This window comes from Devosia sp. WQ 349K1 (assembly GCF_016595685.1).
In the GTDB taxonomy this organism is placed as follows: domain Bacteria; phylum Pseudomonadota; class Alphaproteobacteria; order Rhizobiales; family Devosiaceae; genus Devosia.
The window spans coordinates 203,236-215,362 of record NZ_JAENGO010000008.1 but is presented as its reverse complement, the minus strand read 5'-3'; the positions used below and the strand labels follow the sequence as shown (position 1 = coordinate 215,362).

Sequence of the window (12,127 nt, the reverse complement as noted above, 5' to 3'; positions counted from 1 at the left end):
CGGGGCCAATGTGGATGGCACTCCGCTGGTCAGCGGTGAGGTGGACTCGACGGAGAACGCGTCCTACACCGGCACGATCACGGTCAACTACGGCAACGACGTTCCGGCCGACCTTCTGGGTGCGATCAAGCTGGCGACGACCGGGCTTGACGGCCAGCTCGACGCGCTGGGCGAGGACGTGATCTGGGCGTTGTCGGCTGACGGCCGCACGCTGACGGGTTCGGTCGGCGCCGGCGCCACGGAGGTGATGAGCATCGCCATCACGGCGGCTGACACGCCGACGGCGGCGGGCGCGGTGACCTACACCTACCAAGTGACGCTGTCGGAAGAGGTCAAGCACCTTGGTGCGGGTGAGGACAAGCTCACCCTCGACAATGTCTCGTTCACGGTAAGGGACAAGGACGATACCCCGGCCAGCGGCAATTTCGACGTCGAGATCGTCGACGACCAGCCGACGGCCAACAACGACAGTGCGGCTCCGGCCGAGGATCAGCCTATCGTCATCAAGGTACTGGACAATGACGACAAGGGCGCTGATGGGGTCGACCTAGTGACCGGCGTTGAGCTGGAGACGGGTCCGTCGAAGGGCAGCGCCGTCTATAATGGCAATGGCAGCTTTACCTACACGCCGACGGCTGGTGCGACGGGCACGGACAGCTTCACCTACACGATTACCGACAAGGACGGCGACAGCTCGACGGCGACGGTGACGATCACGCTCGCGGCGGATTCTGTTCCTGAGATCACGGTCAACGACCCGGTTGCGGTGGTCGACGAGGACGGGCTTGGCGGGGCCAATGTGGATGGCACTCCGCTGGTCAGCGGTGAGGTGGACTCGACGGAGAACGCGTCCTACACCGGCACGATCACGGTCAACTACGGCAACGACGTTCCGGCCGACCTTCTGGGTGCGATCAAGCTGGCGACGACCGGGCTTGACGGCCAGCTCGACGCGCTGGGCGAGGACGTGATCTGGGCGTTGTCGGCTGACGGCCGCACGCTGACGGGTTCGGTCGGCGCCGGCGCCACGGAGGTGATGAGCATCGCCATCACGGCGGCTGACACGCCGACGGCGGCGGGCGCGGTGACCTACACCTACCAAGTGACGCTGTCGGAAGAGGTCAAGCACCTTGGTGCGGGTGAGGACAAGCTCACCCTCGACAATGTCTCGTTCACGGTAAGGGACAAGGACGATACCCCGGCCAGCGGCAATTTCGACGTCGAGATCGTCGACGACCAGCCTAGTGCCGTTGCAGATTTGGCCTCAGCTGATGCTGGGAGTGAAATCAGCGGCGATGTCCTGACGGGAGCTGGGGCCGATCACTTTGGTGCTGATGGCAAGGCTGCCGGTGGTGGTGTGGTTGGGGTGCGCGCTCTGCTGGGCGGTAACGATACTACCACTCACGCCTCAAGTGGTTTGGGCGCCGAAGTCTCTGGTACCCACGGGAAGCTGATTTTGGGTGCCGATGGCGAGTTCAGCTACAAGGCAAATGCCAATGTTCCGGTTGGGGCTGTAGACACGTTTGTCTACACGATCATAGACGGAGATGGCGACCTCTCGACGACGACGTTGAAGATCAACGTTACCGGTTCGAACCTTTCCGCTTCAAATGAGAATGCTATTGTTGACGAGGCTGCTCTACCTACAGGGAGCAATCATAGCTTGTCCGAGAGTATTGTCGGCACTCTAACGGACAACGTAACAGGCGGTGTCGGGGCAAAGTCATTCGCGCTAGCGGGCAGTGGAACCGGTGTCTATGGCACTCTACAGCTGTCGTCTAATGGCGAGTGGACCTATACGCTCACCTCGCCTGTTCGGACCACGCCGAGTGCGGACAATAATAGGCACATCGAAGACGATGAGGAAACGTTCACCTATCGGGTGACTGACAGCAATGGGAACTTTACCACCAGCACAATCACTATCGATATTAGAGATGACATGCCCGTTGCCAAAGTGCTCACCGCGACGGTTGATGAGGCTATCGGGACCAACACCAACTTGCTACTGGTTCTGGATACGTCTGGCAGTATGGGGTACGAATCTGGCCTTTCGAACCTCACGCGCCTTCAAGTTCTTAAAGCGGCTGTGGACGAGCTCTTTGAGCAATATGGGAACCAAGGCAATGTTGCTGTTCGGATTGTTACGTTCGCTGGCAGCGGAACGACCCAGGGAGAGACTTGGGTTTCGCTGAGCGCTGCTAAGACAATTGTCGATGGCCTGTCTGCTACTGGCGGTACGAATTACGACGACGCCATCAACGATGCTATGGCAGCTTTCGCTAGCGCAGGGAAGCTGACAGGTAACAGCGTCCAAAATGTTGCATACTTCATCTCTGATGGCGCGCCAGAAAATGGTGCTGTAGGGTCTTCTAGACAGGCATCGTGGGAAGCTTTCCTTCGAACCAACGACATCAAAGCTCATGCACTTGGTATGGGAACTAACGTACCAGTAGGTCCGCTTGGACCGATCGCATATGACGGGGTGGCTGAGACTGATGTTGCTCCAGTCATCGTTACAGATCTCGGACAGCTGGCGCAGACACTGGTCGGCTTGGCTTCCGATGTGAATGGCAGCCTACTCGCGAGCGGTAGTTTTGGTGCCGATGGCGGCTACGTGGCGTCCATCACTATTGATAACACCAGTTACATTTACAACCATAGTACGGGGATCGTATCGGGAGGAGGTAGCTTTGATACTAGTAGTAAGCAGCTGACAGTGGCTTTGGGCGGCGGTGCATCATTTAGCGTCAATATGCTCACCGGAGCATATCTCTATAGGCCTCCTGCGATAATCTCGGCAGATCTCGTGGTACCTGTAAGCTACACACTGGTAGATAACGACGGCGACACTGCCTCTAACGTTCTGACTATCAACGTTAAGAACGCGGACACCGCACCTATGGTGCGGAATGACAGCGTTATTACGAACGTTGCTGCGGTCAGTGGTCTTGACCCCATCTCTATTCCGAAATGGGCACTCTTGTGGAACGACACTGACGCGGACGGACAAGCTATCGGAATCACTGCTGCCGCAGCGATTTCGAGTTTGGATAGTGCGATTGACCTTGCTACTTCAAACGTCCAGGTCCGTGAAGACGCCAGTGATAGTACCAACGGCGGGAAGTTCAGCTACACCGGCACTGCAGGTGGTAAGTCTGATACTGCGATTGTCACAATTTCGCGCCCGACTAATACAGGCACTACTTTAGACGGAACAGGCCTGGGCGAAATACTTCTAGGCCGTGCAGGGGCTAACAATACGCTCAACGGTTTTGAAGGGAACGATGTTCTCATCGGTAACTCCGGAAATGACGTCCTTAATGGCGGGACGGGAGCCGATGCGATGGCCGGCGGCGCCGGTAATGATGTCTATAATGTCGATGATGTCGGCGATCTTGTGATCGAATATGCCAGCGAGGGGACTGACCGGGTTGAGGCCTCCATCAGCTACTCCTTGGGAGACAACTTGGAGAACCTAACGTTGACTGGCAATGCCAATATCAACGGCACAGGCAACGCGCTGGACAACGGCATTATCGGTAACGCTGGAAATAACAATATCTTAGGATGGGGCGGCAACGACACGCTGTCTGGCGGGGCAGGAAACGATGTGATCGATGGTGGTGACGGCAACGACACCATCACCGGCGGTTCAGGAGCCGACACGCTCATCGGTGGAACAGGTGATGATACTTTTGGTATCGCTAATGGAGACTTTGTATCTGGCGAGAGCATAGACGGTAGTAGTGGTACCGACACAATCCAACTCACCAATGCAACCACGGTGAACGTTGCTGTCGGCACCATCACCAACGTGGAAAGACTGATTGGTAGTTCAGGCGCTGACAATGTCACGATCACTGCTCAGCAATTCGCCGAGTTGACCAGCATTGATTTGGCCAGCGGTACAGACGCGCTAAACGTGACAGTCAGTGGTGCTGCCGATATTTCCTCTGCCCCTTCCACCACGGTCAGCAACACAGAGACGCGGAACGTTACGGGCAGTTCTGGTAACGACACTCTGACCCTGTCTGGTCCTCAATGGGCAGCAATTATGAGTGGTAGCGGTACGCGTTCGATTGCTCTTGGAGCAGGAATGGATACCCTTATTCTAAAAGATGTAGCGGGTTCTATCGACCTAACAGGTATTGTAATTTCCGGCGTCGAGAATTTCGAGATTGCCGGTAACGGAGCCAATTCCGTCACGATGCTTGCGGCCCAGTGGGCGGCATTCTCATCGATTGATCTCGGTGGTGGAATAGACGTTCTTAACATTCTAGTTAGCGGGGCAGTGAATTTGTCAGCTGCTGCAACTACGCTGATGACCGGTATAGAAACCGTCAATTTCCTCGGTAGTGCTGGCACTGACAATGTTACGCTCACTGGAGCTCAGCTGACTTCGCTCCTGGCCAGCGGTGCCACGATCAACCTTGGTGGTGGGAATGATACCCTCACAATAGCAGGAGGCGAATTCACGGGTGCAACGAATGATCAGTTGCAAGGGATCGAAACTGTTACGATGAGCGCCGGTGGAACGCTTAATCTTACGAACCAAACGGAAGGGTTCAATATTACTGGTTCTTCCGGCGCGGACATAATCACTGGCGGCAATGGAGCTGACGTGATCAGAGGTGGCGCCGGCGCAGATATTCTGACGGGTGGGAATGGGGCCGATAGCTTCAGCTTTGCCGCAAATCATAGTCTACTTTCGATCGGCGGTAGCGGATTATCTGGGACTATATCCGGTTACGACGTCATCACCGACTTTAAGCCGGGTGCGAATGCTTCATCGAGTGAAAAGATACTCTTCGCAAATGCATCTATTGTAGCCACCGGCACTGGAAATGGGGCCAATTCCAATCTGCAGTTGGAGAGTGGACGTGTAGTCGGGTCACATCGCATTTCAAACGGCATAATAACGTTTGATGACGCACCTGCGGCCGGAAATAACAATCAAATGAATGTTGCCTACAATGCGGCATACGCACTAACATCAATGGCTCATGTGGCTGCGGCCGTGCAGTACATGCAAGGAGTTGACTTTGGTGACGCCGGAGCAGCGATTGCATTCAATGCGACTATTGGAGGTGTCAACCACACCTTCGTATTTATTCAAGGTACGGGTGGCGGCACAAATTCGTCTGATGTCTTGGTCGACTTGGTGGGGGCAGCAGCCACGCAAATCAGCGTCTCCGATGGGCTAATAAGCGTAATTGGCTCAACAACCGCCGATCCGGTAATTCTCGATCTCGACAACAACGGCTATACCTTCACCACGTTGGGTGAGGGCGCGACGTTTGACTTGGATGCGGATGGGCAGAAGGACAAACTGGCTTGGAACTCCTCAGCGGACGGCATTTTGGCCTACGATCTGAACGGCAATGGCGCCATCGATGATGGCTCCGAGCTCTTCACCCCGTGGTTTAATGGTGGCAACCATGCCAATGGCTCTGCAGCTTTGACCACGCTCGACACCAACGGCGATGGCGTTGTCGACGCCAATGACGAAGCATTCGATAACCTTTCGATTTGGCAAGATCTCAACGGCAACGGGATCACCGACGAGGGCGAACTCAAGAGCCTAGCGTACCACGGCATCACCAGCCTCTCGGCCAGCACGAATGCCGTTAATGAAACTATCGATGGCCAGGGCGTGATCGGCGAGGGGACTTTCACACGCGCTAACGGCTCGACCGGCGGCTATATCGAGGTTGAACTGGATACAGCCTTCGGCGCTGCGGCCGACGAGAGTGATGGTCAGACTATCATCGGTACGGACTGGGACGACTTTCTCACCGGTACTGAGGGTGATGACATTATCATCGGCGGTAGTGGCAATGACACACTAGTTGGTGGCGCTGGAGCGGATACCTTTGTCTTCGTCGAAAAGGGCGGCGCCAACGTCAGCACCATCCAGGACTATGTCTTTGAAGATGGTGACGTTATTGACCTCACCGCGCTGCTTGATACCGCGCTGGTTGCAGAAAACGGTATCGAGAGCCAAGTCACTGTCGCCACCAGCGAGGCAGGCGTGGAGATTTCGGTCGGCGGTGAAGCCGTCGCCATTCTCGAGCACCATTCGGATCTTACCCAGATCAAGATCTTCGTCGATGGCGACGAGTTCAAAGTGGATATCTGAGGGCTAACCCGCCACAAGCAAACGACAAGGCTCGCTTCCAAGCGGGCCTTTTTTATTGGCGGGTTTCAGCCTTAGCTCATTTCATCGCGTGTCTTACGCGTCGGATTGGCCCCGCGTTATATCTAGTCGTTCTCTCGATAAAGATGAAGAAACGCCCTGCTGGAGAGCATTATTGCGCTGACCCCGGCGCAATCGCTGCGAGATTTCGGGGCATGGCGGTTGTCGACCGTGTACCGCGATCAAAGCCGTGCACAAAATTTCTGGATCCTGCAAAGCTGATAATGGGCATGTATTGGGTATAGGCCGTATCCGCCTGCAGTCGGTCGGTCACATTGTCGAGCACATAGGCGCCGGAAGCCGTGTGTACGACGAGGACAGCATGGAACAATTGCCGCCGCGTGTCCTGCAATACCACCATTTGCAGGTTTTCGTCCGCAACACCTAGGCTCCGCAACAACCAATATTTTGCGATGGCGAAATCTTCGCAGTCGCCAGAGCCTTTGAGTGCCATTTCACTGGGGGTCGCCCAATGGTCGCGCAGCCCCCAGACGGCTTGGTCGTCACGATAGCGCATAGCGTCGTTAACGGCTCGATTTACCAAATCGAGCTGCGCCCGATCCGAAAGACCGGCGGCTTGCTGGGCCACAGATTGCAACGAGCGGGCAAATGCAGTGTCGCAGGCACGCGCATCGGCGACTTTGCATTTGTCGTGGAATAGTCCTGTTTCGTCCTGCGTGCGCGCGGCTTGCCATTTGGCTGCAGCTGGTAAGCCTGCTGCAGAGATCGCTACCGATTTAAAAACGCCAAGGTCAGCTGAGCTTTTCTGTTCAACCGGCGTTTGGGTGGCGACACTCGTAGGGGCAGCAATGCTGAGTTCAGAATGAAAAGAGACCTGCTTGATATTAATTTCAGAGGGAGTTGCTTGGGTCAGTATTGCTGCATCGCTCGCGCTCAAGGCGAGAGCAGTCAGAACCATTGCTTTGACGGTAACGAGCGGCATGGGCCTCTCCCCAAGTTTCAAGGGGACTATGCCATCTATGATCTAAGGTTCTGAAAACAAACATAGTTTTACTTTACTAAAAATTATTCGAAAAATTTTATCAAACGGCTTCCCCCAGACTTCAATTGCGATCGATCCATAAAATTGTATCAATAGCGCGTAGGAGGCGTTCAAGAAATTACCCCAATATGCCGCTCAAATGGCGGATAAGGGGCCTGAGCTGATGACTAAGAAAGACAAGCCAAACTTGCGCGATGAGGTTCTGTCCGAGCGTCGTGCCGGTCCCGCGCTGGACATGGCTGATTTCGCGTCGAGCGATGTTGATCCTGCACTTGGCACTCTTACCTGGTCCAGCTTTTCGCGCGTCCTAGAAGAAGACCGCTCGCAGGCGCAGGACGGTGTTTTGCTCATGATTGATATCAGCGAGGCCAGCCGAGCACTCCTCGGGAATGCAGCCGAAACTCAGTCAGACGTGTTGCCGCTTTTGGCGAGCGGGTTGCAACAAGCAATCCGTCACACGGATCTGATTTCCTACATCGGGGGGTATCGCTTCGCCGTGTTGCTGCGCGGGGCGTTGCAAAATGTTGCTGCGGACGCCGCTGATCGTATGCATCAGTCGATCATTGATACGGTGTTTATGATCAGCACCGGAATCGCAGTTATCGAGATCACAATTGGCGGCGCTAGCCTGTCGCCCGCACGCCCAAGTGAGAATAGCGTTCTAGACAGGGCTGCGGCGAACCTTGTCGCCTCATGCCAAGCGCCGTCGCAGACCGTCATTGAATAGTACCCGAATGGTGCGCGCTAGGTGCGCCGACAAAGAGCTCTCGTTTTGGGCACTGAGGTCGTCCGAAGCCAACAAATACTAACGGCCCATTGTGCTCAACTGCGGCTGCGGCAATCGCCGCCGCCTTAACTCTTGCTCCCCGCTCGCGTAAAACCTCTAAAAATCACAAAATTTTGGGCTGTCCGGCATCCGCGCCCGTGTCTCAGAATTGGATTTGAGATCTCAGGAGAGTTCTGGTCTCGTCTGAGTGGCGAAAGACACAAGTTCGGACGCCGAACACGGGATAGGCGTGCGCAAGCGAAGCCCACAATAGGCGATGGGATTAGTTTTCTGTCGCAGCTTTTTTGATCGGATTGACAGCCAAAGATATGCGTCTTGGTGTTGGATGTTCTGCTTAGATTGTGCTGTACGAAGCAAGACGGCAGATCGTACATTTCCGCCAGCCCGCTAGTGTTTTGAACTTGTGTGTGCATGGTTCAAGTTATCGCGCTGTTAGACAACTGAGCCGCGTCGCTTTTCCCTCCAAGCTTTTCGAAGCCTTCCTCGTCCAAAATGCGCCGAAAATGGCGGCTTTGGGAGTTCATGGCTGGACAGGGTTGCGCAAAATCGGGAACTATAAACCAGACCTCATTTCAACGACTGGTACGCCAAGTGCAGTTTACCAAGACGGTCAAAGCAAAGCTCCTGATCGCTTTTGGGGTCATACTCGCCCTCAATATTGCCGTCGGTGTTCTCGCATTTCGGGGTTTTTCTCAAACTCAGGCCGCTCTTGATCAGCTTAGTGATGAAAGCCTGACCGATATTGTCGCTGCGATGACCTTAGCGCACGAGAGTTCTGCCCTTGCGGCCCTTGCGCCTTTCGTTAGCTCGGTGAGCGTGATGAATGAGCTCGAGAACGAAAGCGCCCGTCTCGCTGCGCAAGTCGAAGCCTTCGCCGCATTCGTGCAGGATCTGCCCCAAAGTCCAGCTTTCTTGGACGACAATCGGCGCGATAGGGTGGAAAGGCTTGCTGGTAGTTTGTCGACCTCTTTGGTGGACCTTGTCAGCACCACAAAACAAAGCCTCGACATTCGCGCCGATCTCGCTGAGAGGCGATACGGCCTCGACGCGCGAGAGCGGCTCATTTTGGCGCTGGAACAGCAGGTCGGCGATACACACGCGCTCGCCGACAGTGTTCGCTTGGCGCTTGAGCTGGTTTTTGTTGGCATGACATCGGACAATGACTTCACCCTGAGCAGGGCCGAGGCCGATTTTACCGCGCAACTGTCACGACTGTCGGCGCAGCTTGAAAGTCATGGCGCAGCGGGACGGTCTGTTGCTCGGCTCCTTGAGCAGCAGGCAAGCTCGTTCAATCTCCACCGGCGCGACGGGCAAACGCAACAACGCGTGCGTTATCTGCTGGCGACAATTCACCGGCTGTCCACACAGCTCAGCGAGGAGGTCGCCACAATCGTGGAAACCACATCGAGCGCTGTCGCGCAACGCAGCGCCGTGGCTGATTTGGAGCTGAGCCGCAGCAAGGAAATCATCACCCTCTTGGGTACGCTCGCAGTTTTGGCGGCCGCTTTTGCTACATTCTACGTCATGACCGATATGGCGCGACATCTGGAGGGGGTCACGCGGGCCATGGTGCGTCTGGCCGGTGGCGATCGGTCCAGCACGGTTCCTGGCCTCAACCGACAGGATGAATTGGGCAGCCTCGCGCGTGCTTTTGACGTCTTCAAGGAGGCCAGCTTCGAGCGTGAAAGCTTGGCTCAGCAAGTGGCCGAGAATAGTCGCATGGTCGACGCCATGTTTTCGAACATGAACGACGGCATCTCCGTGTTCGATGCTGCTGGGCGGCTGGCGAAATGGAACCCGCAGTTTTTAACGGCGCTGGCCCTGTCGAGCGACGAGATCGCGGCCGGCAAATCCTTTGAGGAGGTCGCGCAGCACATCACCTGTGTTGGGGGCAGGGCGATGAGCCTTGATGGCACGCCCATGGGGAGTGAAGACATGCTGGGGGATCGGCAAACCATGCCGGCACAATTTGAAATCCACTTTGACGAGGGGCGCATTATCGAAGTGCGCAGTCGCCCAATGCCCTCAGGCGGCTTCGTCACCACCTATGCCGATCAAACCGACCGGCGCGGGCTCGACAGGCAATTGCGCGAGGCCCAGCGTATGGAAGGCGTGGGGCAATTGACGGGCGGAATTGCCCATGACTTCAACAACCTTCTCGCTGCCATTAGCGGCAATCTGCAGTTGCTGCATCAGGAGCTTTACAGCGACGAGGCTTTGTCATCGCGCCTCATCCGCGCCATGGACGCTACAGAGCGCGCTTCAGCGGTGACCCAAAGGCTTCTCGCCTTTGCAAGGCAGCAAACACTGCAGCCCCGCATGACCGATGTGAACGGGCTTGTTACAAACCTACTGGACCTTGTCGAATACAGCTTGGGCGCTGGCATTGAGGTCGCCACCGAGTTTGATCCCGCCTTAAAGCAGACGATGATTGACCCTGTGCAGCTTGAAAGCGCGATCCTCAACCTCGTCTTTAACAGTCGAGACGCTATGCCAGAGGGCGGGAAAATCTCTATCCGCACCTGGTCAGAGACCTCTTGTGGTGACGAGCAGGTCCGGATTTCCGTCACAGATACCGGACAAGGCATGCCGCCAGAAGTTCTCTCCCGGATCTACGAGCCGTTCTTTACCACCAAGGAAAAAGGCCGCGGCACCGGACTGGGCCTCAGCATGGTCTATGGTTTCATCAAGCAATCGGGTGGTGAGATTGCCATCAATTCCACGCCTGAGCGAGGCACGCAGGTGGTTATCAGCCTTCCATTGAGGGTTGAACAGAACCTTGTGGCGCAAGCCGGGGACATCTCTCGTACTGCGGCACGCGGGCAGGGCGAGCGCATACTGCTCGTCGAGGACGATCCCATCATGCAGGACACCGCTGCGGACATGATCGAGAACTTGGGCTATGTCGTCATGCGCGCTGGCAGTGCCAAGGCCGCCATGGCGTTGATTGAAGCTGAACCCTTTGCGCTCGTCTTTACCGACATTTTATTGCCAGACGGGATGACCGGGCTCGATGTCGCCAATTTCGCCAACCGCGCGCGCCCAGATATGCCAGTACTCTTTACGTCGGGCTACGCACACGAAGGTCCCAACAAGCGCATGATCCTTCCTCCCGACGTTATCCTTGTCGAGAAGCCATATGCCATCGCAACACTTGCGCAGGCTCTTGGCTCGCTTATCCGCCCGGTTGAGAATAAGCCAGACGGTGATCAGCCTGTCTCAACGTGAGTGGCGTCGTGCTATTGGTGTCGAGTAGGGCCGCGAGCGGCAAAGCCGCGGCGCCGATCGAACCGGCACGCGCTCCAAAAGTGCCAGCCACAATTGTTGGCGGAACGATGCCGTCGGTCGGTGCTCGCCCGAATTGGGTCTGAACGAGGTTGACCAGTTTCAGGCCCAGACGCTCCGGCAAGACGCAGTCCAGCACCACAGCTCTGATGTCGACGACTGAAGTAATTGCGAGGATGGCTTCGACGAGCGCCTGCGAACAGTCCTCCAACCATGCGTCTACCGCTTGGCTATCCACATGTGATGCGACTGCGCCTATACGATCAACCGTGATCCCATTGCGCGCCAGATGATCAATCAGAGTGATGCCCGAGGCGCGGTGCAACAGTCTGGTGCCGCCCGCGGGAGCAGGCGAAATTGCTGACGGCGAGACGGGCAGCGGCCCCAATGCTGCGCCATTGCCATGGGGCCCGGTCAAAAGCTTGCCGTTCTGAACCAGTCCGCCACCGACCAGCGTGTCGATGGAAATATGCATAAAATCGCGCAAACCCACGCCCACGCCAAAGCTGAGTTCTGCCAAGGCTGCTGCCGACGCATCATTGGCAACAAAGACGGGATAGTCGATGCCGCGCGTGAAGAGCGTACCGGGGTCGACTTTCGACCATGTTTTGCCTAGGTCCGCCGGAAATCCCAATTCACCGCTCCAGCCACCCAGGAAGAAGGGAGTGCCCACGCCTATGCCAGAAATCTCTGCGCCTGCCTGCTGCTCGCACTGGCGGAAAAAGCCGTCCAGACTGGCGCGGCCGACACGGCTGATGAACTCTGGTTCGGGCCAGACATAGTCGTGTTCTTGGCGAGCCCGTTCAGCCCCGGAAAAGTCGACCAACACCGCTTCGAGAGTTCGCCGGCCCAT

General features: G+C 56.4%; 5 protein-coding genes. 3 read left to right on the top strand and 2 right to left on the bottom strand.

Annotation, left to right across the window (positions count from 1 at the left end):
* The first annotated feature begins 10 nt into the window (after positions 1 to 10).
* Positions 11 to 6,142, top strand: a complete 6,132-nt coding sequence (locus JHL21_RS17610) for an Ig-like domain-containing protein (protein ID WP_210338934.1) — start codon at positions 11 to 13, stop codon at positions 6,140 to 6,142.
* Between the two features lie 169 nt (positions 6,143 to 6,311).
* Here the strand turns inward: JHL21_RS17610 and JHL21_RS16365 are convergent, their stop codons facing one another.
* Positions 6,312 to 7,142, bottom strand: coding sequence for a transglutaminase-like cysteine peptidase (locus JHL21_RS16365; protein ID WP_200214692.1), 831 nt, complete (start codon positions 7,140 to 7,142; stop codon positions 6,312 to 6,314).
* A gap of 223 nt (positions 7,143 to 7,365) precedes the next feature.
* On the opposite strand from JHL21_RS16365, the gene JHL21_RS16360 reads away from it, so the two are divergent.
* Positions 7,366 to 7,929: a diguanylate cyclase gene (locus JHL21_RS16360; protein ID WP_200214690.1), complete on the top strand. Its 564-nt coding sequence runs from the start codon at positions 7,366 to 7,368 to the stop codon at positions 7,927 to 7,929.
* A 651-nt stretch (positions 7,930 to 8,580) separates the two neighbouring features.
* On the top strand, positions 8,581 to 11,217 hold the full coding sequence (locus JHL21_RS18080; RefSeq protein WP_200214682.1) for an ATP-binding protein: 2,637 nt from the start codon (positions 8,581 to 8,583) through the stop codon (positions 11,215 to 11,217).
* On the opposite strand, the gene JHL21_RS16350 is transcribed toward JHL21_RS18080, so the two are convergent.
* Positions 11,165 to 12,127 carry an ROK family protein gene (locus JHL21_RS16350; RefSeq protein WP_200214681.1) on the bottom strand — a complete coding sequence of 321 codons (963 nt, stop codon included), beginning with the start codon at positions 12,125 to 12,127 and terminating at the stop codon, positions 11,165 to 11,167. The two genes, JHL21_RS18080 and JHL21_RS16350, sit on opposite strands and share 53 nt — an antisense overlap.

Excerpts from the sequence above, each read along its gene's own strand:
- JHL21_RS16360 (WP_200214690.1), top strand. The coding sequence starts at position 7,366 with ATGACTAAGAAAGACAAGCCAAACTTGCGCGATGAGGTTCTGTCCGAG.
- JHL21_RS16350 (WP_200214681.1), bottom strand. The coding sequence starts at position 12,127 with ATGGGCCGGCGAACTCTCGAAGCGGTGTTGGTCGACTTTTCCGGGGCT.
- JHL21_RS16365 (WP_200214692.1), bottom strand. The coding sequence starts at position 7,142 with ATGCCGCTCGTTACCGTCAAAGCAATGGTTCTGACTGCTCTCGCCTTG.